Annotated in this window: 22 protein-coding genes; 10 read left to right on the top strand and 12 right to left on the bottom strand. The window is 65.9% G+C overall.

Translation table 11 applies throughout. The features are described 5' to 3' along the window. Window positions 1–56: 56 nt before the first annotated feature. Complete coding sequence (locus GTK09_RS03570) at window positions 57–1226, top strand: M20 aminoacylase family protein (RefSeq protein ID WP_163461125.1); 1170 nt, start codon at window positions 57–59, stop codon at window positions 1224–1226. Between the two features lie 10 nt (window positions 1227–1236). Here the strand turns inward: GTK09_RS03570 and argB are convergent, their stop codons facing one another. Next, entirely contained in the window at window positions 1237–2136 is a 900-nt protein-coding gene (gene argB, locus GTK09_RS03565; RefSeq protein WP_163461124.1) for an acetylglutamate kinase, read from the bottom strand. 232 nt (window positions 2137–2368) lie between these two features. Between argB and GTK09_RS03560 the strand changes: the two genes are divergently transcribed. After that, window positions 2369–2938, top strand: coding sequence for a histidine phosphatase family protein (locus GTK09_RS03560; protein WP_203560874.1), 570 nt, complete (start codon window positions 2369–2371; stop codon window positions 2936–2938). Between the two features lie 3 nt (window positions 2939–2941). Here GTK09_RS03560 and GTK09_RS03555 read toward each other — a convergent pair whose 3' ends face one another. The 3 genes from GTK09_RS03555 to GTK09_RS03545 form a co-directional block, all read right to left on the bottom strand. Next, entirely contained in the window at window positions 2942–4849 is a 1908-nt protein-coding gene (locus GTK09_RS03555) for a propionyl-CoA synthetase (protein ID WP_163461123.1), read from the bottom strand. 90 nt (window positions 4850–4939) lie between these two features. Beyond that, entirely contained in the window at window positions 4940–5332 is a 393-nt protein-coding gene (locus tag GTK09_RS03550) for a response regulator transcription factor (RefSeq protein ID WP_163461122.1), read from the bottom strand. Further along, on the bottom strand, window positions 5332–6819 hold the full coding sequence (locus GTK09_RS03545) for an RAD55 family ATPase (RefSeq protein WP_163461121.1): 1488 nt from the start codon (window positions 6817–6819) through the stop codon (window positions 5332–5334). Before GTK09_RS03545 ends, GTK09_RS03550 begins: the two co-directional genes overlap by 1 nt. Before the next feature lie 234 nt (window positions 6820–7053). Here GTK09_RS03545 and GTK09_RS03540 point away from each other — a divergent pair, with 234 nt between their 5' ends. Then, entirely contained in the window at window positions 7054–8571 is a 1518-nt protein-coding gene (locus tag GTK09_RS03540) for a sensor histidine kinase (protein WP_163461120.1), read from the top strand. 52 nt (window positions 8572–8623) lie between these two features. Here the strand turns inward: GTK09_RS03540 and GTK09_RS03535 are convergent, their stop codons facing one another. Beyond that, the gene (locus GTK09_RS03535) at window positions 8624–9250 is read right to left on the bottom strand and encodes an HAD family hydrolase (RefSeq protein WP_163461119.1); all 627 of its coding nucleotides are present in this window, start codon (window positions 9248–9250) and stop codon (window positions 8624–8626) included. Then, on the bottom strand, window positions 9237–10367 hold the full coding sequence (mutY, locus tag GTK09_RS03530; RefSeq protein ID WP_163461118.1) for an A/G-specific adenine glycosylase: 1131 nt from the start codon (window positions 10365–10367) through the stop codon (window positions 9237–9239). The genes GTK09_RS03535 and mutY overlap by 14 nt, the downstream gene beginning before the upstream one ends. A gap of 216 nt (window positions 10368–10583) precedes the next feature. Between mutY and GTK09_RS03525 the strand changes: the two genes are divergently transcribed. From GTK09_RS03525 to ppdK, 3 genes are all read left to right on the top strand, one after another. Beyond that, window positions 10584–11120, top strand: coding sequence for a DUF721 domain-containing protein (locus tag GTK09_RS03525; protein ID WP_163461117.1), 537 nt, complete (start codon window positions 10584–10586; stop codon window positions 11118–11120). A 146-nt stretch (window positions 11121–11266) separates the two neighbouring features. After that, the gene (locus tag GTK09_RS03520; RefSeq protein WP_246217682.1) at window positions 11267–12052 is read left to right on the top strand and encodes a DsbA family protein; all 786 of its coding nucleotides are present in this window, start codon (window positions 11267–11269) and stop codon (window positions 12050–12052) included. 393 nt (window positions 12053–12445) lie between these two features. Then, window positions 12446–15106, top strand: a complete 2661-nt coding sequence (ppdK, locus tag GTK09_RS03515; RefSeq protein ID WP_163461116.1) for a pyruvate, phosphate dikinase — start codon at window positions 12446–12448, stop codon at window positions 15104–15106. 61 nt (window positions 15107–15167) lie between these two features. Here the strand turns inward: ppdK and GTK09_RS03510 are convergent, their stop codons facing one another. The 3 genes from GTK09_RS03510 to GTK09_RS03500 all read right to left on the bottom strand — a co-directional run bounded on the left by GTK09_RS03510 (window position 15168) and on the right by GTK09_RS03500 (window position 19620). Beyond that, window positions 15168–16949 carry an SLC13 family permease gene (locus GTK09_RS03510; RefSeq protein WP_163461115.1) on the bottom strand — a complete coding sequence of 594 codons (1782 nt, stop codon included), beginning with the start codon at window positions 16947–16949 and terminating at the stop codon, window positions 15168–15170. A gap of 404 nt (window positions 16950–17353) precedes the next feature. After that, entirely contained in the window at window positions 17354–17842 is a 489-nt protein-coding gene (locus tag GTK09_RS03505) for a chemotaxis protein CheW (protein WP_163461114.1), read from the bottom strand. After that, window positions 17842–19620, bottom strand: a complete 1779-nt coding sequence (locus GTK09_RS03500) for a methyl-accepting chemotaxis protein (protein WP_163461113.1) — start codon at window positions 19618–19620, stop codon at window positions 17842–17844. Before GTK09_RS03500 ends, GTK09_RS03505 begins: the two co-directional genes overlap by 1 nt. A gap of 997 nt (window positions 19621–20617) precedes the next feature. Between GTK09_RS03500 and GTK09_RS03495 the strand changes: the two genes are divergently transcribed. Next, window positions 20618–21520, top strand: coding sequence for a LysR substrate-binding domain-containing protein (locus GTK09_RS03495; RefSeq protein ID WP_163461112.1), 903 nt, complete (start codon window positions 20618–20620; stop codon window positions 21518–21520). Between the two features lie 72 nt (window positions 21521–21592). Here GTK09_RS03495 and GTK09_RS03490 read toward each other — a convergent pair whose 3' ends face one another. Further along, a complete protein-coding gene (locus GTK09_RS03490) occupies window positions 21593–22372 on the bottom strand; it encodes a cell wall hydrolase (RefSeq protein ID WP_376767940.1) in 780 nt (259 codons plus the stop codon). Window positions 22373–22619: 247 nt separating this feature from the next. On the opposite strand from GTK09_RS03490, the gene GTK09_RS03485 reads away from it, so the two are divergent. From GTK09_RS03485 to GTK09_RS03475, 3 genes are all read left to right on the top strand, one after another. Next, window positions 22620–23066, top strand: a complete 447-nt coding sequence (locus GTK09_RS03485; RefSeq protein WP_163461111.1) for a host attachment family protein — start codon at window positions 22620–22622, stop codon at window positions 23064–23066. Window positions 23067–23368: 302 nt separating this feature from the next. After that, the gene (locus tag GTK09_RS03480; RefSeq protein ID WP_163461110.1) at window positions 23369–23716 is read left to right on the top strand and encodes a hypothetical protein; all 348 of its coding nucleotides are present in this window, start codon (window positions 23369–23371) and stop codon (window positions 23714–23716) included. Window positions 23717–23984: 268 nt separating this feature from the next. Continuing rightward, window positions 23985–24965 (top strand): SH3 domain-containing protein, encoded by a 981-nt coding sequence (locus GTK09_RS03475; RefSeq protein WP_163461109.1) that lies wholly within the window; start codon window positions 23985–23987, stop codon window positions 24963–24965. A gap of 268 nt (window positions 24966–25233) precedes the next feature. On the opposite strand, the gene GTK09_RS03470 is transcribed toward GTK09_RS03475, so the two are convergent. Both GTK09_RS03470 and GTK09_RS03465 read right to left on the bottom strand, forming a co-directional pair. Next, entirely contained in the window at window positions 25234–25692 is a 459-nt protein-coding gene (locus tag GTK09_RS03470) for a GNAT family N-acetyltransferase (protein WP_163461108.1), read from the bottom strand. An 8-nt stretch (window positions 25693–25700) separates the two neighbouring features. Next, window positions 25701–26165, bottom strand: a complete 465-nt coding sequence (locus tag GTK09_RS03465) for an NUDIX hydrolase (RefSeq protein WP_246217681.1) — start codon at window positions 26163–26165, stop codon at window positions 25701–25703.

The raw sequence follows: 26165 nt of genomic DNA, 5'->3' as shown, positions 1-26165 counted from the left end.
GAAACGCCTGCCGAATGACGTCCTTCGCCGGACCCTGCCTCGAACGGAAACGGATCATGCCCGTCAGTAACCGAATCGCCGCCCTAAGGCCAGAGATCGAAGCTTGGCGCCGGGCGCTGCATGCCGCGCCCGAGCTGCTCTACGAGGTGAACGACACGGCGGCCTTCGTCACCGCGCGCCTGCAAGAATTCGGCTGCGACGACGTGATCACCGGTATCGGACAGACCGGAGTCGTTGGTCTCATCCATGGTCGCGAGGGGCCTGGCGGACGAATGATCGGCCTTCGCGCAGACATGGACGCGTTGCCGATCGTCGAGGAGACAGGCCTTCCCCATGCCTCCAAGCGCCCCGGCATGATGCATGCCTGCGGCCATGACGGCCACATGGCGATGCTGCTCGGGGCGGCCAAGAGCCTCTCCGAGACGCGCGGCTTCTCCGGCACGGTGGCGCTGATCTTCCAGCCGGCGGAAGAGGGCGGCGCCGGCGGCAAGGCGATGATCGAGGACGGGCTGTTCGCGCGATTTCCGGTGGAAAAGGTCTATGGCATGCACAATCTTCCGGGCATGCCGGTGGGCAAGTTCGGCATGCGCCACGGCCCCATCATGGCATCGACCGACGAATTCGCCATCACGCTGAAGGGCCGCGGCAGCCACGCGGCGATGCCCCACCGCTCGGCCGATCCGATCCTCGCCGGCGCCGTGCTCGTCCAGGCGCTGCAGGCCATCGTCGCGCGCAACACCGATCCGTTGAAGTCGCTGGTGGTCTCGGTGACGCAGTTCCATGGCGGCTACGCCCACAACGTCATTCCCGACACCGCCGAGGTCTCCGGCACGGTCAGGGCGCTGGGCACCGACACCCGCGATCTCGCCGAACGCCGCATTCGCGAGATCGCCGCCGGCATCGCCGCCGCCCACGACCTTCAAGCCGTGATCGACTGGGACCGCAACTATCCCGTCACCGTCAACGACGCCGCCGAGAGCGACTTCTGCGCCGAGGTGGCAATGGACGTCGTCGGCCCCGCCAACGTCGACCCCGCCGCCCCGCCGCTCCTCGCCGGCGAGGACTTCTCCTACATGCTGGAGGAAAAACCCGGCGCCTACGTCTTCATCGGCAACGGCGATTCCTCGGGGCTCCATACTGCGACGTATGACTTCGCCGACGACGCGCTGACCTTCGGCGTCAGCTACTGGGTGCGGCTGGTGGAGAGGGCGTTGCCGGCGGGGTGAGGGGGCGGCCTCACTTCACGATCAGCGTTCCCGCGCCATGCTCGGTCAACAACTCCAGCAGTACCGAGTGGCGGGTCTTGCCGTTGAGGATGACGACGCCTTCGACGCCGCGCTCGATCGCCTCGATGCAGGTTTCGACCTTGGGGATCATGCCGCCCGAGATCGTGCCGTTGCGGATGAGGTTCTTCGCTTCGGAGACCGACAGTTCCTTGATCAGCGCGCCGGACTTGTCGAGGACGCCGGGAACGTCGGTGAGGAAGAGGAGGCGCGAGGCTTCCAGCGCACCGGCAATCGCCCCGGCAAACGTGTCGGCGTTGATGTTGTAGGTGGCGCCGTCGCGGCCGGGGGCGACGGGGGCGATGACCGGGATCATCTCGGAGCGGGCGAGGAGGTCGAGCAGCGTGCGGTCGACCTCGACCGGCTCGCCGACGAAGCCGAGATCGAGCACCCGCTCGATGTTACTGTCCGGGTCGACGACGGTCTTCTTGGCCTTTTCGGCGAAGACCATGTTGCCGTCCTTGCCGCAGAGGCCGATCGCCCATTCGCCCTCGGCGTTGATCAGCCGGACGATTTCCTTGTTGATCGAGCCGGCGAGGACCATCTCGACGATCTTCACCGTCTCCTCGTCGGTGACGCGCAGGCCCCCTTCGAAGCGGGATTCAATGCCCATCTGGGAGAGCATCTTGCCGATCTGCGGGCCGCCGCCATGGACGACGATCGGATTGACGCCGGATTGCTTGAGCAGCGCGATGTCGCGGGCGAAGGCCTGGCCGAGCTCGGCGTCGCCCATGGCGTGGCCGCCATATTTCACGACGACGGTCTTGTTCTCATAGGCCTGCATGAAGGGCAGCGCCTCGGCGAGCACCCGGGCCCTGGTCTCGCCGTTGTCGCTGTCGGGGGATTGGCTCATGGCGCGCTCCGAAGGCGTCGAAGATGGATTGGTCGGGCGGCTTCTAGCGTGAAAACCTCGCAAGCGGAACCAGCCTTGCGCGTGCCGACCCGAGGGCGAGGAGCGATCACGAACAAGCTCACGCGATCGTTGGTCGTCAGCCGCTGGCCCTCGGCAACACCGCGCGCAAGTTGCTAGTCCACACCGTTGCTTGATGTGCAATGATGCCGGATGGCATGAAACGGAGGGGTCGATGACGAAACGCTGGGCGGGCATCATTCTGGCGGCGGCTTTGGCTGCGGTCCAGGCCGCTCCCGTGGCGGCACAGGACGCCTGGGCGGCCGCGCGCGCGGCGGGCACGCATCTCCTGATGCGCCATGCCATCGCACCGGGCACGGGCGACCCGTCGGATTTCAACCTCGGCGACTGCGCGACGCAGCGCAATCTTTCGGAGGAAGGGCGCCGGCAGGCGAGCCGTATCGGTGAGGCGCTGAAGGCGAACGACGTGGCCGTCGACCTCGTCCTGACCAGTCAGTGGTGCCGGGCGCGCGATACGGCGGAGCGCCTCGGCTCTCAGCCGGTCGAAAACGAACCGTCGCTGAACTCCTTCTTCGCCGGCAGGGGCGACCGGCAAGCGCAGACCGAGGCGCTGAAACGGCGCATCGCCGAACTCGACGCGGCCGGACAGAAGGCCGCGCTGGTCAGCCATCAGGTCAACATCACGGCGCTCACCGGCGTCTATCCCTCGTCGGGGGAGATCGTGGTGATCACGCTCGGCGAAGATGGAGCAGTGACGGTCGAGGGGCGGATCGCGACGCAGTAGCCCTCATCGGCCGTTCGCGACGATCGCCCTGATCTCGTCGATCGCCGCCGGATCTTCGATGGTCGCCGGTGTCTCGAAGGGCTTGTCGTCGACGATCGCCTTGATCGTCCGCCGGAGGATCTTGCCGGACCGGGTCTTCGGCAGCCGGTCGACCACCAGCACCCGGCGGAAGGCCGCGACGGGACCGATCTGGTCGCGGACGATGGTGATCAGCTCCTTTTCGATCGCCGCGCGGTCCATCTCGGCGCCCTTCTTCAGGACGACGAAGCCGCAGGGAATCTCGCCCTTGACGTCGTCATGCATGCCGATGACCGCGCATTCGGCGACGGCCGGATGCGTGCCGACGGCCTCCTCCATCTCGCCGGTGGACAGGCGGTGGCCGGCGACGTTGATGACGTCGTCGGTGCGGCCCATGACGTAGAGATAGCCGTCCTCGTCCAGGAAGCCGGCGTCGGACGTCGAATAATAGCCGGGGAACTCCGCCAGATAGCTCTGGCGAAACCTCTGGTCGGCGTTCCACAGGGTCGGCAGGGCGCCGGGCGGCAGCGGCAGCTTCAGGGCGATCGCGCCCATCTCGTTCGCCGCGACGGGGCGACCCATCGGGTCCAGCACCGCGACGTCGAAGCCCGGCATCGGCACCGTCGGGCTGCCGCGCTTGACCGGCAGGAGGCCGAGGCCCAGCGGGTTGGCGACCATTGGCCAGCCGGATTCGGTCTGCCACCAATGGTCGACCACCGGCCGGTCGAGGGCATTCTCCGCCCAGATGATCGTCTCCGGGTCGGCGCGCTCGCCGGCGAGGAACAGCGCCTTGAACTTTGTGAGGTCATGGCGCTTCGGCATTTCGCCGGTCGGATCCTCCTTGCGGATCGCCCGGATCGCCGTCGGCGCAGTGAACAGGATCTTGGCGCCGTGCTCGGCGACGATGCGCCAGTAGGTGCCGGCGTCGGGCGTGCCGACCGGCTTGCCCTCGAAGAGGATCGACGTCGCGCCGCGGATCAGCGGGGCGTAGACGATGTAGCAGTGGCCGACCACCCAGCCGACGTCGGAAGCGCAGAAGAAGGTGTCGCCCGCATCGGTGTCGAAAATGTTCTTCAACGACCAGGCGAGCGAGACGGCATGGCCGCCATTGTCGCGCACCACCCCCTTCGGCTTGCCGGTGCTGCCGGAGGTGTAGATGACGTAAAGCGGGTCGGTCGCCTTCACCTGGACGCAGGGGCTTTCCGCGCCCCCGTCGAGCTTCGCCATGGCCGCGGCGCGGGTCTCGTCCCAGTCGTGGTCACGGCCCTCGACGAGTATGGCCTGAAGTTGCGGTCGCTGCTTGATGACGACGGCACCCGGCTTGTGAGCGGCAAGCTCGATCGCCCGGTCGAGCAGCGGCTTGTATTCAACGGTGCGGGCCGGCTCGATGCCGCAGCTTGCCGAAAGAACCAGCTTGGGCGCCGCGTCGTCGATACGCGCGGCGAGTTCCTTGGCGGCAAAGCCGCCGAAGACGACGGAATGGATCGCGCCGATCCGCGCGCAGGCGAGCATGGCGAAGATCGCCTCGGGGATCATCGGCATGTAGACGATGACGCGGTCGCCCTTGGCGACGCCGAGACCGGTCAGCGTCAGGGCGAGTGCCTGCACCTCGGTGAGGAGTTCACCATAGCTGATGCGACGGCTCGTCCCGGTGACCGGGGAATCGTGGATGATCGCGGTGCGCTCGCCATGTCCGGCGGCGACGTGCCGGTCGATGGCGTTGTGGCAGGTGTTGAGTTCGCCGTCGGGAAACCAACGGCCGTAGACGCCAGCTTCAGGATCGAAGGCCGTCTGCGGCGGCCGCGTCCAGTCGACTTCTCCGCTCGCCTCCAGCCAGAACCCATACGGATCCTCGCGCCACGTCCTGTGGACTTCCCGATAGCGGCTCGTCATCTCGTCCTCCCCGATCCGACATCTCCCTGATCGCCGTTATAGCCGGTTTGGAGGAAATGTCGTCAGGGGGCGCGATGAAGCCGCGAGCCGTCAGAGGGCCGGCGTGCTCGGGGGCTCGTCAGGCGCCGCGAGACCCAGCATCTTGCGGATCGAATCGGCCAGAAGATCCTCGTTGTAGGGCTTGGCCATGTAGAGATCGAAGAGGCCTTCCCCGTTGCGGGGCAACTGATTGCGCGGAATGGCGGTTGTGACGATCGCCGGCACCTTGTGCCCTTCCTCGCGCAGCGCCGACAGCATGGCGATCCCGTCCATCTCGGGCATCATGAAATCGGTCACGATGGCGTCGAAATGCTCGCTGCGGGCAAGCTCGAGGCCCTTGCGGCCGTTGGCTGCCGAGAGAACCTCGTAGCCGTGATCTTCGAGGGCGATGGAAGCGAGCATCAACAGCATCGCCTCGTCCTCAACGACGAGAATGCGCGCCATTATCCGGTCCTTCCGGTGCCGACTGGCCCGGCGGGCGCAGCATCCGTCGTTGGTCGAATGTCGTGGGCCTCAAGCGGCTCCAGGACGAGACCGTTCCGGGTGATCCGGTAGGCGCAGGCCCGATGGTCGAAATCGCTGTCTCTGACCTTCAGGAGCGTCGCCCGCCGCTCGACGCTCGGTCCCTCGAGCGAATAGTGCAGCAGCAGCGTGTTGTCGACGAGCCCCGAGAACTGGCCGGAGCCGAGAACCTCCGGGAAGAACAGCTGCGGCACCTCGTAGGTGTAGACGACTGTCGCGCCGAGGGCCAGCAGGCGGTCGTTGAGGGCCCGCAGGAAGGCGCGAAGGCGCGTGTCGTCGGCGAGGGGCCGGCAGGCCGCGATGAGGCCGTCGAAAACCACCCGTTTCGCGCCGCTGGCCTCGACTTCGCGGATCGCCGTGCGGCCGATCTCGTCGATCAGCGTCTCGTCCGGCGGGAAGCGGACGATCTTTGCCGCTCCGTGAGCGATCAGGCCTTCGAGATCGATGCCGATCCCGGCCGCCTTTCGCAGCAGCCGTTCCGGCTTCTCGTAGAAACCGAAGAACAGGCCCAGCGCTTCCGGCGTCGAATCGGCGAGGAAATGCAGCCCGACCGTGGTCTTGCCGCTTCCGGCCGGCCCCATCACCGCGGTGGCGGAATGCTCCGGGATGCCGCCGCCGGTCATCCGGTCGAGCCCGGGAATGCCGCTGCCGAGGCGCCGCGTGGAAGCCTCCTGCAGGTCCCGCGGGCGCGGCAGGCTTTCCAGCCGGGGATAGACCTCGAGACCGGCATCGCTGATCCGATACTGGTGGCGGCCTCGAAGGATCGGACCGCCGCGCTGCTTGTGGACGACGAGATGGCGGCTAGGATGATGGGACGCCGCGTCGTCGACGAGTTCGATCCAGCCGTCCGCAACCGCATATTCCGGCGAGGACGGGCTGCGATCGGAATTGGTCACGAGCACGATCGTCATGCGATGCTGGGCCGCGAGCGCTGCCAGCTCATTGAGGAAGCGCCGAAGCTCGGTCTCGCCGCCGCTCGGGCCGGAGAGTTCGCCAATGGCGAAGATCCCTTCGAAGACCAGCACGCTCGGCCGGCGTTTCCTGATCTCCTGCACGATCAGGTGCAGGAGAGCGTCGAGACCGTCCTGCCGCAGAGTGGCATAGGCACTGGTGTAGTAGATGTATTCAGGAACCTTCGCCATTTCGAAGAAGTCGAGCGACTGCAGGAATGCGAACATCTGCGAGAAGCTCTCGGACAGAAGCGTCATGTAGAGCGACTTCTGGCCCTTCGCCGCCCGGGCGAAGCAGATCTGGTTGGCGAGGATCGTCTTGCCGGTGCCGGGCGAGCCCTGGATGATGTAGGAGCCGCCGGTGACGAGACCGCCACCGAGAATTTGATCGAGCTCCGGCAATCCACTTTCGAAGCGGGTGAGGGCGGGTTCGCTGGTGTCGGACGCGTCTGAAGTCATCGGCTGCGGTCGATTGCCCCTTCTCGCCGGTCGATTCCGGCGTTGTCCTTGCCCCGATCGGGCCTAAGTCCCGCCGACCTTGGCCACCGAGAATGATGCCTCCTCATAGGGTAAGGCAGCATTGATCCGCAAGGCATACTCTTTTGCGGCAGGTGTCGCACCGCGCACATGCCATTGCCGAAACCGAAAGCGGAACGCTCGGCGGCGATCGCCAGAAACGGAGAATTCGCGTCGATGCAGGACATGTCCCCGTTTGCCGAAGCCGGACACAACGACGGCGGCCGGATCGGTGAAGGCGACAGGTTGGACCGACTGGCTCGCTCCGGCCTTCTCGACACGGAGGCGGAAGACGTCTTCGACCGCGGGGTGAGGCTGGCGACGAAGCTTCTCGGCACCCGCGTTGCGCTTCTCTCGCTCGTCGATCGGGATCGGCAATTCTTCAAGGCGCAGCATGGGTTGCCTGAGCCGCATTCCGAGGCGCGGGAGACGCCGCTTACCCATTCCTTCTGCAAGCACGTCGTCGAGAGCGGCGACGTGCTGATGATCGAGGATGCGAGAAAACATCCTCTGGTGTCTGAAAACCTCGCCATCCGCGATCTTGACGTGGTCGCCTATCTCGGCGTGCCGATCGTCACGGCGGATGGCTACGTTCTCGGCTCCTTCTGTGCCATCGACTCGCAATCGCGGGCATGGACGGGCGACGACGTGGAGACGCTGCAGACGATCGCCAAGGGCGTCGAGAGCGAAATCCGGTTGAGGATCGAGGTCGATGATCGGCGTGCCCTGCAGGAGAAGGCGGACGCGGACCGCGCTCGCCTGGCGCTGGTCCTGGAATCCACTGCCGACGGCATCGTCACGATCGATCGGCAGCTTGCGGTCGGCTATGCCAATCGCGGGGCGAGGACGATCCTCGGTACCGCCGGAGAGCTGGATGGCAGGACCCTCTGGGAGGTGTTTCCGACGACTTGCGGCGATGTCTTCGAGGCGATGGTCGACAGGGCCTTTGCAACCGGCCAGACCGCGGAGGCGACGGCGCTGTGCTCAGGCCTCGGCCGCTGGCTGGAAGCACGGGCCGTGCCGAGCGGCGACAAAGTGACACTGTTCTTCCGCGACGTCTCGGCCCGCCAGCGGGCGCAGGAGTCGCGCCAGCTGCTGGTGCGCGAGCTGCACCACCGGATCAAGAACCTCTTTGCGATCGTCCGCGGCATGATCTCCATGGCGGCGCGTGGAGCCTCCGATCCGGGGGAGATGGCGGAGGCGCTTCAGGGGCGCCTGATCGCACTCGCTCGCGCCCACGACCTGATCCGCCCGGCGCTTTCGCCCGATCTCGAGAGCGACTATCAGGAGATCTTTCTGGGCGACCTCGTCAAGATTCTCGTCGAGCCCTATCGCAGGCAGGGCGCGGGGCACCTGACGATCGGCGGGCCGGACCTGCGCCTCGGCGTCAACTCGACGACGCATGTGGCGCTGTTCATCCACGAGCTCACCACCAACGCCAACAAATACGGCTCTCTCTCCCGCGCCGGCGGCAGCCTGGCGATCGAATGGACGATCGAGGGCGACGTCGTCGACTTTCGATGGACGGAGACGGGCGGGCCCGAAATGGCCAGCGCGCCGGACCGGCACGGCTTCGGCTGCAAACTCGTCAAGCTTTGCATCGAGACACAGCTGGAGGGGGATCTTTCCATCCGGTGGCCGGCGAGCGGCATGCAGCTGGACGCAGGGATCCCGCTTCGCGTCATCGCGCGGTGACGCCGGGCGCTGGGGGCAAGCCACCGGCGCGCCTGCCCGCTCCGCCATCCGCTCAGGCGAGGGGAACCGGCAGGCCGCGCTCGGCCAGATCTTTCGCGAGCTTTTCTGCCGAGACGAAATGAACCGCCTGCCAGCCGGCGGCGCGCGCGCCTTCGACGTTCTTTTCCGCATCGTCGATGAACAGTGTCTTCGCCGGGTCGAGGCTGAAGCTCTCGACGTGAATGTCGTAGATCGCCCGGTCCGGCTTGATCTGCCTGATCACCCCGGAAACCGTGACGCCGCGGGGCCGTTTCAGAAAGGCGAAGCGCTCGGTTGCCTCTTCGAAGGTGTCCGCAGCGAAATTGGTCAGCATCGTCACGTCGATGCCTGCTTCGATCAGGCCGAGCATGACGGCGACGCTGCCGTCATAGGCGTGCGGCACCATCTGGTGCCAGCGTTTGCGGAACGCCCGGATCTGCTCGACGCGATCCGGATGCCGGGCGATCGCCTCCGCCTCGGCGTCCGGCCAGGGTCGTCCGCGGTCCTGTTCGAGGTTCCATTCGTGGGAACACACCTCGCTGAGGAAGAAGTGCCGCTCGTCGTCGTCCGGAATGATCTCCCGATACGCCAGATGCGGGTCGTAATGGATGAGGACGCGGCCGATGTCGAAGACGACGTGCCGGGGTCTATTCTGCGCCATGGAGCCTTCTCCCTCTTCGTTGCGGGACTGCGGATGGCCGCTCCGCCTCGCTCGATCCGATCTCGGCCGCCTTCAGCACCTTGCGCATGACGGTGGGCAGCGCTTCGGCGGCGATGTCCTGCGGCTTCGACCACCAGCCTTCGATGGCAAGTTCGTCCCCCACCGCGGCCGACCAGACTTCGAGCGTCAGCCGAAAATGGGTGAAGCCGTGCTCGATCTCGCCCACCCGCCGCCAGTCGCTGGGGAAGGGTGCGGCGCTTGCGCCGAGTGCGCCGTCGGCGCGGGCAGACCAGTTGGTGGTCGGCGGCTCGCTCATGCCGCCGAGCATGCCGGTGCCGGGGCGTTTGCGCAGAAACACCGCGCCGTCGGGGCGCCGCGCGACGAAGGCGGCACCGCGGCGTTCCGGCACCGCAGCCTTCTTCGCCTTCACCGGATAGCGCTCGGCCTCGGCCGTCCGCGTCGCCGTGCAGAAGGGGCGGACGGGGCAGATGGCGCAGGCCGGTCGGGTCGGCGTACAGATCGTCGCGCCGAGATCCATCATCGCCTGGGCAAAATCCCCGGGCCGCTCTTTCGGCGTCAGCGCCGCGATTTCAGCCTTGATCAGAGGCTTGGCGCGGGGCAGGGGCGTTTCGATCGCATGGAGCCGCGTCACCACCCGCTCGATGTTGCCATCGACGACCGCCGCCGGTTCGTCGAAGGCGATGGTGGCGATGGCGGCGGAGGTGTAGTCGCCGATGCCGGGGAGAGCCTTCAGGGTCGCGGCCGTCTCGGGAAAGCGGCCTCCGTACTCGGCCTCGACGGCCTTGGCGCAAGCGTGGAGGTTGCGGGCGCGGGCGTAGTAGCCGAGCCCCGCCCATTCGGCGAGAACGGCGCCTTCCGGCGCCGCGGCCAGATCGGAAACGCTGGGCCATCGCGCCAGGAATTTCGTGTAGTAGGCCTTCACGGCCGCCACGGTCGTCTGCTGCAGCATGATCTCCGACAGCCAGACGCGGTAGGGATCGGGACGGGCGCCGGCGGCACGCTGGCGTGGCGAGATCCGCCACGGCAGGTCGCGGTGGTGGATGTCGTACCAGGCGAGGAGCGCGGCCGAAAACGCCGTCGGATCGATGGTCGGCATGCTGGAAAGCGAACTCGGCGATGGCGATGGACGGAAGCGCCGAGCGTCTCTGGCGACGGTCCGGCAGCGGGGTCTGGTCGCACGGGCCGAACCCATTGGCAACTGCCAACGGCCGGCCCGGACGCAGAGGGAGGCGCGATCATTTGAGCGTCGGCTTGCGGCAAGCGCACGACCCGCGCTATGCCTCCGACGAACCGCAGAGGAAATGCCGACGGCATGACGGGTGGCGACGAATACGAGGGGCGCCGGGCTGCTGCGCCGCGTTCGCGGCGGGGGGCGCGGCCGCTCGCCGAATTGTCGGGCGAGCTGATGGACCCTATCCTCAGGCGCAAGGCCGGCATGAGCACGGGCCTCGTCGCGGCCTGGTCCGGCATCGTCGGGTCGAGGCTTGCCGAGACCACCCGCCCGGAAAAGCTGCAATGGCCGAAGGATCGTTCCGACGGCGATCCCTTCGAGCCGGCCACCCTCGTCGTTGCGGCCGAGCCCAAGGCGGCGCTGCGCCTGCAGCACCAGACGGGCGAGATCCTTTCCCGCGTCAATGGCTTCTTCGGCTTTCATGCCGTGGCAAAAATCCGCCTGGTGCAGAAGCCGGTGGCGCAGCCGAAGAAAGACCTTCGCCCCCGCACCCGCTCGCTCGGCGTCGACGAGAAGGCCAGGATCGCCGACATGGTCGCGAGGATCGATGATCCGAAACTGAAGTCGGCGCTGGCGGCCTATGCCGAGGCGACGCTTGGGCGGCTGCCGGCAAAATGACCGCCCGGTGCCCTCCAGAGGACAGCTCGCTTGCGAACACAAGGCCGTCACTCGGGGGCACCGGCCATAACCCAGCCTTTAAAATCGCCACGATGTTCCTTAAACCGCCATGGGTCGCCGGCAACGGCAAAGGAGAAAGTTCGTCCATGCAAGTTCAGTTCGCGAAACCCCACGCCGCCCCTCGCTCGATGCGGCGCCGGGCCTTTGCCGCGTCGCTCGCTTTGGCGAGCCTATTCGCGCTCGGTGTCTCGCCTCTCGTCGTGTCGTCCGCCGCGGCCGACGGCGTGACGGCGGAGCGGCCGATGCTTCTCGCTCAGGCTTCGTCTTCGAGTGAAACGGACGCGGCAGCCAACGGCGACGTGACGGCGCCGGAGGCCTCGGGGAAAGTCGATGTCGAGAAGTTGATGGCCGAGCAGGCGCTTCCCGACGTCGTCATCGGCGATGCGAACGCTCCGGTGACGATCGTCGAATACGCCTCGATGACCTGCTCCCACTGCCGGGAGTTCCACGAAAGCTCCTATCCGCAGATCAAGAAGGATTACATCGACACCGGCAAGGCGAAGCTGATCATCCGCGAGTTCCCCTTCGATCCGCGCGCCTTGGCCGCCTTCATGCTGGCCCGCTGCGCCGGCGACGACGCCAAGCGCACCGCGATGGTCGACGTGCTGTTCGATCAGCAGCCGCAATGGGCGTTCTCCAACCAAGCCTCGGCCGAACTCCTGAAGATCTCGCGGCTCGCCGGAATGAGCGAGGAGCAGTTCAAAGCCTGCCTGAACGACAAGGAGCTTCAGAAGAAGGTCGTTGACGTGCAGCAGGCGGGCGAAAAGGAATTCGGCGTCAACGCCACGCCGACCTTCTTCGTCAATGGCGACAAGTATTCCGGGGCGCTCAGCGCAGCCCAGATGGGCGCGGTCATCGACGCGCATATGTGAGAGGACAGGTCGGCAATCCCGGCCATTCACGAACCTGCTGAGACGAAGGGCCGGAGCGGCGCGCTCCGGCCCTTTTCGTGCAAGCGCTCCCCCAAATCCCCGAAGCGGCTGCCTCCTCGGACAGAAGAACGTTTTTGCAACGCAGCAATTGGCGCCGGCGGGATTATGCACTAGTGTCTCGGTTCCGAAGTTCGGCACGGGTGGGAGCGCCGTCCCGCGAACGTCGGAATCGAAAATCCCTCGTCAAACATCTGATCCGACGTGGGTTTCGGTTTGAGGTTCGGGTCGGTGCCTTCCGCCGAAGTTGAAGCGGACTTCCATTCCGCCACACCCGACCGTCGGGACGGCTGCGCTGCGGCCCGAACGACGCTCGTTGAAACGGTACGGCAGGGGATGCCAAAGCGGATTTACACCTTCAGGCAGGGCGATGCCGAGCGGACCGCCGACGCCGTGGCGGCGCTTGGGCTGAAGGGGGCGAATCTGGCTGTGCTCGCGTCGCTCGACGCTCCCGTGCCGCCCGGCTTCACCATCGCGACCCATGCGTGGCGTGAGACCAAGGGCGCGGGCGGCGATCTGCCTCAAGCGCTGAAAGCCGATCTCAGATCCGCTGTCGAATGGCTCGAAGGCGTCACCGGGCGGCGCTTCGGCGGCGATCGGCGGCCGCTGCTTCTGGCCGTGCGCACTAGCGCCGGCACCCAGATGCCGGGCCTTGCCGAGAGCGTCCTCGACGTCGGCCTGACCGACCGGACGGTCGACGTCGTCGCCGCCGAACTGTCGGACAGCGATTTCGCCTATCGCAGCTACCGGCGCTTCATCGAAAGCTATGCGGCGCTGGTCTTCGACGCCGACCTCGCCGAGTTCGAGGATCTTTCCGACCGGGAGAAAGACCGCGTCGGCTGGACGGTCGAGCCCCGCAACGTCTCCGAATGGCGGATGCTGATCGCGCGCTACCATGATTTTCTGGAGCGGGAGCTCGACGCCGTCGTGCCGCAGACGCCGCTGCAGCAGCTGGTCGAGGTCGTGCAGGCGAGTTTCGCCAGCTGGCGCAGCCTGCCGGCGGCGAACCACCGCATGCTCCATGCCGTCCCGGAGAATGCCGGCCTGGCGATCACCGTCCATGCGATGATCTTCAACGAGCGCAACCAGAAATCCGGCCGGGGCCGGGCGGTGTCCCGCGACCTCTCCACGGGGGCGCCGCAACTGGCCGGCGAGTTCTCCATCGGCGGGCGGATCGAGGCCTTCGACGAGCCGCCGGAGCCGATCGATCTGGCGAGCTTCGTCGAACAGGGCGCACCGTCCTTTTCGCCCGTCTTCACCGAGCTTGCCGGGCATGTCCGCCGGATCGAGGCGCATGCTGGCGACGCGGTGGAAGTCGAATTCATGGTCGGTGACGGTTCGCTGTTCCTGATGCAGTACCGGCCGGCGCGGCGCAGCGCCGGCGAAGCCGTTCGTGTCGCCGTCGAGTTGGTCAGCGACGGCATCATCGAGCAGCAGGAAGCGATCCTCAGGATCGACCCCGCCTCGCTCGATCTCCTGCTCCACCCGACCATCGACCGGGACGCCGGCCTGACGGTACTCGCCAGGGGGATGGGCGCCTCGCCCGGCGCCGCCTGCGGCGAGATCGCCTTCACCTCCGAGCGTGCCCAGGCCATGGCGGCCGATGAACGGCCGGTGATCCTGGTGCGCAACGAGACCCATCCCGAGGACATCCACGGCATGCATGTCGCGGAAGGGGTGCTGACCATTCGTGGCGGCACCACCAGCCACGCCGCCGTCGTCGCGCGCGGCATCGGCAAGCCCTGCGTCACCGGCGCCGGTTCGCTGCGGATCAATGCCGCGAGCGGAACTCTCCATGCCGGCGACAGGGTGTTGAAGGAGGGCGACCGGATCACCATCGACGGCTCCTCCGGGGAGGTCATCGAGGGCGAGGTGCGGCTCATCCGGCCGAGCCTTTCCGGCGACTTCGCGACGCTGATGGAATTTGCCGACGGGGCGCGCCGGATGGGGGTGCGGACCAATGCCGAGACGCCCCACGAGGCGCGCGCCGCGCGCAGCTTCGGCGCCGAGGGCATCGGCCTCTGCCGGACCGAGCACATGTTCTTCGAGGGCGACCGGATCCAGTCGATGCGGGAGATGATCTTGGCTTCCGACGAGACCGGGCGCCGGCGAGCCCTGGCCAAGCTGCTGCCGATCCAGCGCTCCGACTTCATCGAACTCTTCGAGATCATGGCCGGCCTGCCGGTGACCATCCGGCTGCTCGATCCCCCGCTGCACGAATTCCTGCCCAACAGCGACACCGAGATCGTCGAGACCGCGCAGAAGCTCGCCGTCGACGAAGCCGTCGTGCGCCAGCGCATCGCCGCGCTCCAGGAATTCAACCCGATGCTCGGCCACAGAGGCTGCCGGCTCGCCATCTCCTACCCGGAGATCGCCGAGATGCAGGCGCGGGCGATCTTCGAGGCTGCGATCGAGGCCGGCGAGCGAGCGGGCGCTGCGGTCGTGCCGGAGATCATGATCCCGCTGGTCAGCCTGCGCCGCGAACTCGATTTCCTGAAAAGCCGGATCGACGCCGTCGCCGCCAAGGTCATGGAAGAGCGCGGCCGGCGGATCGACTATCTCGTCGGCACGATGATCGAACTGCCGCGGGCGATCATCCGGGCCGATTCGATCGCCGAGGCGGCGGAGTTCTTCTCCTTTGGCACCAACGATCTGACCCAGACCGTCTACGGCATCTCCCGCGACGACGCGGCGAATTTCCTCTCGACTTACGTGCGCCAGGGCATTCTCGACCGCGACCCGTTCCAGACCATCGACGTCGAGGGCGTCGGCGAGATGATCGCGCTCGCCTGCGAGAAGGCGCGCCGCACCAAGCCGGACATCTCGCTCGGCGTCTGCGGCGAGCAGGGGGGCGATCCGGCCTCCATCGCCTTCTTCGAGGAAACCGGCCTCGACTACGTGTCCTGCTCGCCCTACCGCGTGCCCATCGCCCGGCTCGCCGCGGCGCAGTCTGCGATCCGGCTCAGCCGTGCCGGGCGGGGGCGGGGGCGGCGCTGAAGCGTGCGACGCAGCGCGCTTGGCGCGGGACTGCTTGGTCGATGCCCGCGCGGACGGCTGATCAGGCCGGATAGTAGAAATAGATCGCGATGGTCGTGGCGATGCCGACGATGATGTTCATCGGCAGGCCGACCTTGACGAAGTCGGTGAAGCGGTAATTGCCCGCCGCATAGACCAGCGTGTTCGTCTGGTAGCCGATCGGCGTCGCGAAGGAGGCAGACGCACCGAACATGACGGCGACGACCAGGCTGCGGGGATCGACGCCGAGCTTCGCAGCGAGGGCAACCGCGATGGGCGTGACGATTACCGCGACGGCATTGTTGGTGACGATCTCCGTCAGCAGCGAGGAGAGCGCGTAGATCACCAGCAGCACGACGAGGTGCGGGGCGTGCTCGATCAGCGGCGTCACGGCGTCGACGATCATCTGCGCGGTGCCGGCCTTCTCCATTCCGGTGCCGATCGCCAGCATGGCGAAAATCAGGATCAGGAGATCGCCGCGGATCGTCCGCCATGCTTCGTCTGCGTCGATGACCCTGAGCAAGAGGATCGCCGCGATGGCGACGAAGGCGGCCGTCTGGATATTGGCGAGGCCGAAGGCGGAGACCAGAATCACCGCGGCGAGGGCGGCAATTGCCAGAGGCGCTTTTTCCCGGCGGAAACGCCGGGCGCGTGAGACGTTCACGCCGACGAGGTCGTTCTCGTCGGAAATCCGGGCGATAGCCTCCGGCGGCCCTTCGAGCAGCAACCTGTCGGCAGGCCGCAGCCGGATCTCCTGCAAGCTGGGGCCCGGCACGTGACGATGGCGCATGACGCCGAGGACCGAGGTTCCGGTGCCCGAAAGCCCCGTCAGTTCCAGCGCCCCGCGGCCGATGCCGCGGCGATGCGGCGCGACGGTCGCCTCGACGACGACACGCTCCTCGTTGGGGCGCTGGGGCTGGCTGCGGGCGATCCGAAACCCGTCGCTGGCGCGCAGCGTCAGGATTTCCTCGGGCGTCGCGAACATCACGATGCGGTCGGCCTTCTGCAGGACGATGTCGGCGAGGTCACGGCGCAGGGTTTCGGTGCCCCGGCGAACGGCAACTGTCCGAATGCCGCGGGACGACAATGCCCCAACCTCTCCCAACGGCTTGCCGATGGCATTCGCCCCATCGCGGACGACGACTTCGGTGAAATAGCCGTCCCTGCCGTTTTCCGCGAGCGCTGCCCCCACGCCGTCTCGCGACGGAAGCAGCCGCCAGCCGACGAGGCCGAGATAAGCGAGCCCGACCACCGCAGTCACCATGCCCACCGGAGCGATCTCGAAGATCGAGAACGGCTCGAGTCCCTGGGCGCGTGCGACGCCGTCGACGAGGAGGTTGGTCGACGTGCCGATCATCGAGCAGGTCCCGCCGAGGATCGTGATGAAGGACAGCGGCATCAGCAGCTTGGTCTCGGCGATCTTCAGCGTACGGGCGATCTCGGCGGCGATCGGAATGAGGACGATGACGACGGGCGTGTTGTTGATGAAGGCCGAGGCGAAGATGACGCCGGTCGCCGTGACGAGGAGCGCCGTCGCCGGGCGGTCGGCGACCCGCGTCAGCAGCCAGCCGGCCGCCGCGTCGAGGACGCCGGTTCGGATCAGCGTACCCGACAGGATGAACATCGCCGCGATCGTGATCGGGGCGGGATTGGAGAAGACCGAGGTGATCTCGTCGGTCTCCAGATAGCCGCACAGAAGGAAGGCGACGGCGCCGCCGCAGGCGACGACCTCGGGCGGATAACGCTCGAGGGCGAAGGCGACGAAGACGAGAAGAATGATGGCCAGCCCGACGAGGGCGGAATGCTGGGCGAGGAACTCGGCCATGGACAACCGTGAGAGACGAGATCGGCCAAAGCTGTCGCTGCCGCTGGATTCGACAAGATGACCCGATCCGAAAAAGCGGTCGTTGTTGTCGCAGTGCCAGAGTGGGCGTTCTTCGGCGAACCGCCACCGCCGTTGCGTCCGGCGGTGGCGCGTTCACGGGATGGGTGCCGTGGAATCGACTGGCTGCGAGAACCAGGCCGATCGGTCGGGCGGCAACGCCCTCGGCCCTTGCCGCAAGACAGGCCCGCCGACATGACGGGAGCCAGTCGGCGGCACGATGCGTCAGCTGCCAGTGGTTATGACGTGCTCGATTCGCCAGGCGCAGGGCGGGCGCAAACCAAAAGCGGGCGCTCCGCCTTTCCGGTGGAGTGCCCGCATGGTCGTCTGATCGAAGGCCCTTTTCGTCAGGCGGCTTCCTCCTCCAGGGAGAAGCCGACGAACATCTTGCCGAGATCGAGGAAGCAGATCATGCCCTGGCCGGTTGCCAGCACTCCGGTAACGTAGCCCCCGGTGAAGCTGCCGCGCATTTCCGGCGTCGGCTGAACGGTCTTCGACTCGACCGTCAGGATGTCGGCGACCCGGTCGACGAGCAGACCGACCACCGCGTTCTGGACCTCGGCGACGATGACGGCGCTGCGGGCATCCGGCTCAGAGGGTGCCATGCCCAGCTTGGAGGCCATGTTGACGATGGGGATGATCGAGCCGCGCAGGTTCATCATGCCCATGATCTCGTGGGGCGATCCCGGCAGCGGGGTGGATTTGCTCCAACCCCGGATCTCGCGGACGGCCGTCGTGCGCACGCAGAACTGCTGGCCGCCGATTTCGAAGGCGATGATCTCGATGGCGGAGTCGCCGAGATCTGTTTGGATCGTGTCGAGAGTCTGAGCCAGCATCAGAAGTTTTCCCAATTGTCCTGCTTGCGTGCAGCGTTGCCGTTGGTGGAGAATGCACGATTGAGGTTGCTTTGGAGTTTACGAGCGGGCGAATTCGCTGGCTTGTGGCGCGTCGCCACGACAGGCGCCTGCCGCGATGAACGGGCGATGGAAAACCTGGCGATCAGGTTGTCGAGCTCAACCGTTTGTGCTGCCAGATTGTGGCAGGCGGCGGTCGCTTCCTCGACCATGGTGGCGTTCTGCTGGGTGCCCTCGTCGATCGAGCCGACCGCCTTGTTGATCTCGGCAAGTCCGATCGACTGGTTGCGAGCGGCCGCGACGATGGCGCGGACGTTTTCGTCGATCGTCTTGACCTCGGTGACGATCATCTGCAGCGCCTTGCCGGTCTCTCCGACGAGGGAGACGCCCTCTTCGACCTGCGACGTCGACTTCTGGATCAGACCCTTGATCTCCTTGGCTGCTTCCGCCGAACGCTGGGCGAGGGCCCGGACCTCTTGGGCAACGACCGCAAAGCCCTTGCCTGCCTCGCCGGCCCGCGCGGCTTCGACGCCGGCGTTGAGAGCGAGGAGATTGGTCTGAAAGGCGATCTCGTCGATCACGCCGATGATCTGCGAGATCTGGGTGGACGAGGCTTCGATCTGGCCCATGGCCGCGACGGCGCGTTGCACGACCTCGCCGGAGCTCTCGGCACCGGCCTTGGTCCGGGCGACGAGCGTTCCGGCCTCTTCGGCTCTGGCGGCGGAAGCGCGGACGGTGTCGGTCAGTTCGCCGAGCGCGGCCGAGGTCTGTTCGACCGATGCGGCCTGCTGCTCGGTGCGGCGGGCGAGGTCGTCCGAGGCAACCCGAATCTCCTCGGTTGCGTAGGAGATCGTCGAGGCGGTCTCGCCGACAGCGCTCAGAGTCTGGCGCAACACCGCAACCGACGCGTTGAAATCAGTGCGCAGCCTTTCGAGCGTCGGGATGAACGGCTCGGCGATTTCCTGGGAGACGTCCCCCTCGGCGAGGCGGCCAAGACCGGTTGCGATCGTGTTGACGGCCGTGACGCGGCCGGTGACGTCGCTGGCGAGCTTCACCACCTTCATGACCTTGCCGTTCATGTCGAAGATCGGATTGTAGGAGGCCTGGATGTAGACCTCCTTGCCGCCCTTGCCGATCCGCTTGAATTCGCCGGAGACGAACTCGCCGCGACCGAGCTTGGCCCAAAATTCGCGATAGTCGGCGCTGCTGGCATAGGCCGGCTCGACGAACATCGAATGATTCCGCCCCTGGATCTCGTCGAGGCCGTAGCCGAGTGCGTTGCAGAAATTCTCGTTGGCCGTGAGGATCGTGCCGTCGGTTTGGAACTCGATGACTGCCTGGGCCCTGGAAATCGCCTCGAGCCTGCCGGCGTTTTCGGCGACACGCAGCCTGGCAGCGGTCACGTCGGTGGCGACCTTGACGACCTTGACGACCTTGCTGCCGGAGAAGACCGGATTGTAGGAGGCCTCGATCCAGATCTCCTTGCCGCCCTTGCCGAGGCGCTTGTACTGCCTGGCGTCGTATTCGCCGCGGCCGAGCTTGGCCCAGAATTCGCTATAGGCAGCGGACTGAATTTCCGCCGGGTCGACGAACATCGAATGGTGCTTGCCGATGATCTCGCTGACATCGTAGCCCATCGCGGAACAGAAATTCCCGTTGGCCTTGATGATCGTGCCGTCCGGCTTGAATTCGATAATCGCCAGCGACCTGTCGAGTGCCTGCAGGATTGCACCGGAACTCGCGCTTGCTTTGCCCTGCATTCCGAACATGCTTTCCTCCACTTACACCGTCAGGTGCTTCTTGGTTGCGCCGATTGGCAGGCCGAAGAGCGACGCGGTGCCGGCCATCAAACCGGCTTCACGGTATCCGTCGGCATCTGCACAATTTTACTCATTCGGGCAGAGATATGTGACGCACTTAAGCCTGGAAGGAGTTAATGATTTGCGAATCATTCAGCCGTGATCATTTTTAAGTCTATGATTGTACTGATGTTTGGATGGGAATTTGAAATTTCAAGGCAGTTTAGCTTTATGCTCGGTGAGGCTTATCATCTTTCCACTTGGCGCTGTGATGGCACAAGAAGTCGCTAAATCGCAGATCTGAAAGACATTTTACGAGAATTAGTGTAAATTTTCTGGAACTGTATTGACGACCGGGCGATCAGCGCGGGGTGTCTTACTCCCCATCGCGTTACGTCAAGATGCCATCCAGGGATGCGCATCGCGCCCCGTGGCGGGGCCGTCCGGCCCTGTGGGGTCCGTTCCGCAGGCTGCGGATTCTCCGCGACGCCGCGGCGACCACCGAATTGACTTCGCGGGTCGCCGCGGCGCTCAGGCACGCTCGAACCGGGGGTCAGACCTCTCCGCGTCGTGGCTGGGCGTCCTGCAATTGCCGAAGCCGCTCCAGAGCGTCGACATCCAGAGGCAGCTGAGCCGCCGCCTCCACCTGGTGCCGCTCAAGCCCGGTGACGTCCCTGAGTATGTCGTTGTCGACCCTGAGAAGCGTCGCGATCGCCTCTCGGCGGAGCTTTTGGCGCCTGCGGTCCCGCGTCCATGACCGAAGCCACCCAGCGGATCCGTGATGGACGTTCGCGGCAGCCGCCTCTTCTATGCGCGGTGAATAAACCCACTGAAGCATCGCACTCTCCTTTGTGTCCCGTGTCTGAAGGGAGAGTGGCATTGCGGGATTGATGAGTCGAACGAAAATGGCTAAGATCATTGATGAGCTCGGCTCATTAAAACAGGGAAGGCCAGCGATATGAACCAGATGGCGCCGATCGTCACCAATCTCGATATCGATCTCGCCCGGACTTTCGTGGCGATCTGCGAGACCGGCAACTTCACCCGGGCGGCCGAACGGGTGTTCCGGTCGCCCTCGGCGGTCAGCCTGCAGGTCAAGAAACTGGAGGATCTGCTCGACCGGCCGCTGTTTCGTCGCGAGACGCGGTCTGTCGAACTGACGAGCGACGGTGAGTATATGCTCGGCTTCGCCCGCAAGATGTTGAAGCTCAACGACGACGTCCTCTCTCACTTCCGCCGGCCGGTGATGGAAGGGCGCGTACGCTTCGGCGCGCCGAACGATTCCGGTGTCTTCGCCGTCCCGGAAATCCTCAAACGCTTCGCTTCGACCCATCCCCATGTCGAGGTGGAAGTGCGGCTCGATACCAGCGCCGAACTCAGGCGCCGATGCGTCGCGCGAGAGCTCGACGTGGCGCTGTTCACCTGCGAGGAGGGTGGGAGCCTTCCGGTTCGCGAGGTGCATACCGAGATGCTCGTCTGGGTCGGGTTGAAGAATGGCTGCGCGGTGACCCGCGATCCGCTGCCGCTGGCGCTGGCCGAGCATGGCTGCTTCTGGCGGTCCCTGGCGCTGGAGGCTCTCGACCGCGCTGGGCTCGACTATCGCATTGCCTATTCGAGCGAGCAGTGCCAGGCGCAGATCGCCGCCGTGGAGGCTGATCTCGCCATCGCCGCCCTGCCGGCGAGCGTCCTCTCACCTCGCCTGGTGCGGCTCGACGGGCCCGGCGGGCTACCGCCGCTCGGCACCTATCGGGTCGACATGATGACGCGGGAGGAGGCCGGCCCGGTTGCCGCAGCGCTCGCCGAACACATCGCCGAGAGTTTTCGGGAACATGCGGGGCAGGGGGTGCGGCTCTTCGCCTGATCGAAAGTCGCTCTCAGGCAGCCGAGCGCCGCAGCGGCGTTCGGCAGTCTTTCGGATGGAGGTCTGGCGCGGTCAGAAACCGCCATTGGCGGCGATGACGTCGTCGAGGCTGATCGGTTCGAGCATGGCGGCGCCGGCGCTCGTTGCCGAAGCGGCATGGATTTCCTGTCCCGCCGGCGGCGTCGCCGGCAGCGGCACCGCCTGCGGTTGCCTGGGGGCGGGCGCAAGGCGTTTCGGCGCCTGGGCGCGAAGGGCCTGGACCGGAGCGGAGTCGTAGCCGCTTTGCGTCGGCGTGGTCTGGTAACCGGTCAGCATCACCCGGGCTGCGCGGTTGGCCGCCTCGAGGCCTGGCGGATTGACGAAGGCGGGGTCGCTCTTGCGCCGGGCGTTCTTGCGCTTCTCGTAAAAGACGTTGCCGCCCGCCTCCACCAGGTAATGCATGTTCGTATAGGGGAAGGTCATGCCCGCGGTGTGGAAGAACTTCGCATCGCGCACGTAGCTGTGGCGGCCGCCCTTCAGCACTTTCGTGGCCATCTGCGCCGCCAGTTTGCTTCCCTTGCCCATTTCTCGGCTGAGGACGCCCGGCGCGAACTGGTTCTTCTGGCCGACGACGGCGCAGACGCTGTTGGGATATTTTTCGCTCTCGACGCGATTCATCACCACCGTGCCGACGGCGAGCATGCCCTCGGGACTCGAGCGGTTGGACTCGAAATACATCACCCGCGTCATGCATTCGTGCTCGCTCATGACCCGGCGGCCCATGAACGACGTGGAGCCGCAGCCCGATAGGCTGGCGGCGAGGAGAAGCAGGGTGGCGTTTCTGAAAGCGCGGGCTGATTTCGATGATGACATTGCAGAACTCGGATGGTTGAATCCATTCGGGCGTTTGGAGCCTGCAATATCCTCCGCGCGAGCTTAACGGGTGGTGCCGATCCGCCATGAATCGCTGTTTATTGGCGAACAAGGTTAATATTTTCGGCAAAGTCGAGCGAGTTGCCCGACGCTTTCGAGTTCCGGCGAAACGCAAGCGCCTCGTCAGCGTTGTCGACTGAGACCGGCCGAGTGGGGCCGGCCGCAGACAGACTGAAAGGGCAATGTCATGTTGGACAAGCCGATCGACTACAAGACCTGGATCCTCGTCGCCGACGGGGAGAAGGCGCTGTTTCTGGAAAACATGGGTGATGGCGAACTGCCGAACTTCGAGATCCGCCGCATCGAAGAACAGGACAATCCGCCGAGCCGGGAGCAGGGCGCCAACGTGCCTGGCCGGATGAGCGACGGTGGCACGGCGCATCGCTCGGCCGTCGAGGACACCGACTGGCACGAGCTCGGCAAGGAGCGCTTCGCCGCCGAGATTGCCGAGATGCTGTATAAAATGGCGCATCGCGGTCGCTTCGAGAAACTCGTCGTCGTTGCGCCGCCGAAGATCCTTGGCGAGATGCGCCAGCATCTCCACAAGGAGGTGCAGTCGAAGATCGTCGGCGAGCTGGCCAAGGATCTCACCAACCACCCGGTCGACCAGATCGAGAAGGTCTTGGCGGCGTAATTTCGCCCGTCACGGCATGCCGGGGAGGCCGCAGCTTCCCCGGCTGACGCGGCAGGCCCGCACCATGCCAAGGCATTTGGGCGGCTGCTTGCCGTCCCCGCTCGAACGTCGAGGCGACTGAAATCGCGTCCCATGAAGACGCGGCGCGGCCCCGACCGATCGTCTGAACGCTCGCCCCGTCGTCCGAGCGTCCCGATCTGTTTCCGCAGCGTCCATTTCCCGCCGTCCACCGTGGCCTCGCATTGATGCGTGGCGCGCCTCGCCTTACGGAACATCGACCTCAACGATGGACCCGTGAACCCATGTACCGTCTCTTCTTCGTCGCGCTTGCGGTGGTTTTTACGAGCGGGGCAGCGCACGCCGACGATCTTCACCAGGACGACTGGAGCTTCAATTTCTTCAACGATTCGCGCCAGACCGTAACGCAGATCAGCACGATCCAGCGGAACGGAAAGTGGAGCCGCAACTGGCTGCGCGAGCCGATGGACCGCGGCACCGGCCTGACGCTGAGCTTCAAGGACAAGGGTGACACGCGCTGCGACGTCCGCACCTATGTGAAGTTTTCCGATGGTTCCTTCTACGACCGGGAGATCAACTACTGCGGCATCGCGATCGTTCGCGTGACGTCCAAGAGATTGACCACCGAATGACACGAGCCGGATCGCGCTCGGCCTCTCCACTGGCTCGGCCGAGTGGTTCGATCCGGGCTGATGCCGATCGCCGGACGATAGGGGCGCGTCTCGGCCTCGCCATCGGCGCAAATCCCTCGCCGGCCGCCTTTCTTCTCAAGATTCTGACTGGTCGCGAGTCGAAGGTCTTCTTCGACTCGCGCGTCCGACGACAGCGCCCGTTCGGCCGCTTCGAGTACAGCCGGCCGCGCGATCCATCCTCGCCGAAACCTCGATAGGGAGTGACAAAATGCCGACATGGCGAATTCTTGCGGCGGGCTTGGCGATCGCCGCCGGCTCGGTGGGGCCGGCTGCGGCCCAGGGGTTCCCCCCGGCTTGCCAGGATCTGGTGGAGAAACTGTGCGGGCGGGTTTCGGTCGGGCGCTGTTTTCAGGACGAGAGCCTATGGGCGTCGGTCAGCTCACAATGCAGCGGCGACATCCAGACGATGATCGAGATGGAGCGCGAGGCGCTGGAGCAGCAGGCCGAAGACCGCAACACCCGACCGCGGGGAAACGAGAACCCGGCGCATCGCCAGACGGCCGGCCAAAGCCGTGAAATTCAGCGGGGCCTTTCCTACGGCGGCATCCTTCGCGCCGGCCCCGGGATGGACTATGCCAAGCTTGGCAGCCTGCAGCCGGACGACGACATCAACATCCTCGAAGACACCGGCGTCTGGTTCAACGATTACAAGTGGTTCAAGGTCGATTCGCCGATCGGCGTCGGCTACCACTGGGGCGGCATCTTTTGCACCGAGGGCAGGGCCCCCGAAGGCGTCTTGTCGAGCTGCGCGCAGGACATCAGCGGAGGCGGCCCGCAGCCCGCCCCGACCGCGGAGCCCGACGAGGCCACCGACGCCGCGGAATACGTGCGGACGACGTTCTACACCGAGGAGATGCTGATGGAGGGATTGAGCCCCGACAACGAGGGCTTCTTCACCAATCCCGCCGTCGACGTGATCCATGCGAACAACGGACCGGGGGGCTCCTGCATCGACGTCAATCCGTTCGTCGACGCGCAGGATTTCGACATCGCCGAGATCAAGCGGACGCTCAGGCTGAACGCCTCGCGGGCCGCCAACGGTCAGATGCTGGTCGAGGCTGATTTCCGCAATTTCGGCGAGAGGAAGTCGATCGTCTGGACCCTCGTCGGCTCGTCCGGCTACTGGCAGGTCTCCGACATCGAGGGCCCGGACAGCGGCTCACGACTCGGGGGGATCCGCTGCCCTTGATGCGCCGCATCAACCCCGTCGGGAAGAAGCGGCGACGCAAGTGACGAAAGCCGGCACGGCCGCCCTCAGGCGCCGTGCCGCTCCTTATCCACCCCCGTAGCAAATGGAGTTCGCCACGTGATCCGCCGCATTCTTGCCGCCGGTGCGCTTCTCGCCGCTGCACGGACACAGGCTCGGGCGAGCGCGATGTCCACGGAGCGGTGGAGGGGCGCTTTCGCTCTACCGCGTCCGCGCTTCTCGATGGACGCCCTGCCGAATAGGACGGCTTTCATCCGGCCGGCCGCTGGTACTTGATGAAGGGCGTCTTTTCGCCGATGCGGTCGTAGAGCATGCGGCCGGCATAGTTGAATTCCTGGGTCATCCAGTAGACCGTCGGGCAGCCCGCTTCCTCCGCGGCCTCATAGACCGCCTCGATCAGGGCGCGGCCGACGCCTTGGCCGCGCACGGCGGGATCGGCGAACAGATCCTGCAGGTAGCAGACGTTCTCGATGCGCCAGCAGTGGCGGTGGAAGAGATAATGCACCAGGCCGACGGGCCGGCCGTCGTGGACTGCGAAGAGGCCGATCGGATCATAGGGCTCGTTCCCCATCAGCCGCGCGAAGGTCGAGGCGTAGACGGGCTCCGGCACCTGCGTTCCGTAGAACTCCAAGTAGCCGGTCCACAGCCGGCGCCATTCCGGCTCGTCTTCGGGGGCGATCGGGCGGATGAGCAGGTCGGTCCGGGACATGGGAGCCTTCATGGTTGCTGCCGCGACGGTCGCGGCGAAAAGAATGGAGCCGAGAGCATCTCGGCCATGCCGTAGCCGAGGCGCGTCCTGGCCTCTTCGATCGGAATCCAGAACAGCCGGAAGAGGACGGGATCGCCCTGGCTCGGCTGGCCTTCCACATGGGTCCATTCGCCCGGCAGATCGGCCGGCGCCTCGAAGGCGAAGCAGTGGCGCTCGTGGCGGACGGGGCGATCGTGTGGCTGGTAGCGGTGCTCCTGGATGCCGAGTTCTTCGAGCGGTGCCGTGATCTCGAAGCCCGTCTCCTCGGCAAACTCGCGAAACGCCGCCTCGCGCGGGCTCTCGCCCGGCTCGACCGTCCCGCCCGGAACCTGGGTCAGCACTTCGGGGCAATCCGGCTCCTCGAAGACGAGAAGCGTCCCGCCGCGACGGGCATAGACGAGGACTTTCGTCTCGTCGAAATGCAGGTGCATCAT

Origin of the sequence: Jiella pacifica, from assembly GCF_010500815.1 — a bacterium.
Taxonomy (GTDB): Bacteria; Pseudomonadota; Alphaproteobacteria; order Rhizobiales; family Rhizobiaceae; genus Jiella; species Jiella pacifica.
This window is presented reverse-complemented; position numbering and strand designations above follow the sequence as displayed.

What these genes read in the sequence shown, in the direction of transcription:
- GTK09_RS03570 (WP_163461125.1), top strand. Translation starts at nt 57, where the DNA reads ATGCCCGTCAGTAACCGAATCGCCGCCCTAAGGCCAGAGATCGAAGCT.
- argB (WP_163461124.1), bottom strand. Translation starts at nt 2,136, where the DNA reads ATGAGCCAATCCCCCGACAGCGACAACGGCGAGACCAGGGCCCGGGTG.
- GTK09_RS03560 (WP_203560874.1), top strand. Translation starts at nt 2,369, where the DNA reads ATGACGAAACGCTGGGCGGGCATCATTCTGGCGGCGGCTTTGGCTGCG.
- GTK09_RS03555 (WP_163461123.1), bottom strand. Translation starts at nt 4,849, where the DNA reads ATGACGAGCCGCTATCGGGAAGTCCACAGGACGTGGCGCGAGGATCCG.
- GTK09_RS03550 (WP_163461122.1), bottom strand. Translation starts at nt 5,332, where the DNA reads ATGGCGCGCATTCTCGTCGTTGAGGACGAGGCGATGCTGTTGATGCTC.
- GTK09_RS03545 (WP_163461121.1), bottom strand. Translation starts at nt 6,819, where the DNA reads ATGACTTCAGACGCGTCCGACACCAGCGAACCCGCCCTCACCCGCTTC.
- GTK09_RS03540 (WP_163461120.1), top strand. Translation starts at nt 7,054, where the DNA reads ATGCAGGACATGTCCCCGTTTGCCGAAGCCGGACACAACGACGGCGGC.
- GTK09_RS03535 (WP_163461119.1), bottom strand. Translation starts at nt 9,250, where the DNA reads ATGGCGCAGAATAGACCCCGGCACGTCGTCTTCGACATCGGCCGCGTC.
- mutY (WP_163461118.1), bottom strand. Translation starts at nt 10,367, where the DNA reads ATGCCGACCATCGATCCGACGGCGTTTTCGGCCGCGCTCCTCGCCTGG.
- GTK09_RS03525 (WP_163461117.1), top strand. Translation starts at nt 10,584, where the DNA reads ATGACGGGTGGCGACGAATACGAGGGGCGCCGGGCTGCTGCGCCGCGT.
- GTK09_RS03520 (WP_246217682.1), top strand. Translation starts at nt 11,267, where the DNA reads ATGCAAGTTCAGTTCGCGAAACCCCACGCCGCCCCTCGCTCGATGCGG.
- ppdK (WP_163461116.1), top strand. Translation starts at nt 12,446, where the DNA reads ATGCCAAAGCGGATTTACACCTTCAGGCAGGGCGATGCCGAGCGGACC.
- GTK09_RS03510 (WP_163461115.1), bottom strand. Translation starts at nt 16,949, where the DNA reads ATGGCCGAGTTCCTCGCCCAGCATTCCGCCCTCGTCGGGCTGGCCATC.
- GTK09_RS03505 (WP_163461114.1), bottom strand. Translation starts at nt 17,842, where the DNA reads ATGCTGGCTCAGACTCTCGACACGATCCAAACAGATCTCGGCGACTCC.
- GTK09_RS03500 (WP_163461113.1), bottom strand. Translation starts at nt 19,620, where the DNA reads ATGCAGGGCAAAGCAAGCGCGAGTTCCGGTGCAATCCTGCAGGCACTC.
- GTK09_RS03495 (WP_163461112.1), top strand. Translation starts at nt 20,618, where the DNA reads ATGAACCAGATGGCGCCGATCGTCACCAATCTCGATATCGATCTCGCC.
- GTK09_RS03490 (WP_376767940.1), bottom strand. Translation starts at nt 22,372, where the DNA reads ATGTCATCATCGAAATCAGCCCGCGCTTTCAGAAACGCCACCCTGCTT.
- GTK09_RS03485 (WP_163461111.1), top strand. Translation starts at nt 22,620, where the DNA reads ATGTTGGACAAGCCGATCGACTACAAGACCTGGATCCTCGTCGCCGAC.
- GTK09_RS03480 (WP_163461110.1), top strand. Translation starts at nt 23,369, where the DNA reads ATGTACCGTCTCTTCTTCGTCGCGCTTGCGGTGGTTTTTACGAGCGGG.
- GTK09_RS03475 (WP_163461109.1), top strand. Translation starts at nt 23,985, where the DNA reads ATGCCGACATGGCGAATTCTTGCGGCGGGCTTGGCGATCGCCGCCGGC.
- GTK09_RS03470 (WP_163461108.1), bottom strand. Translation starts at nt 25,692, where the DNA reads ATGTCCCGGACCGACCTGCTCATCCGCCCGATCGCCCCCGAAGACGAG.
- GTK09_RS03465 (WP_246217681.1), bottom strand. Translation starts at nt 26,165, where the DNA reads ATGATGCACCTGCATTTCGACGAGACGAAAGTCCTCGTCTATGCCCGT.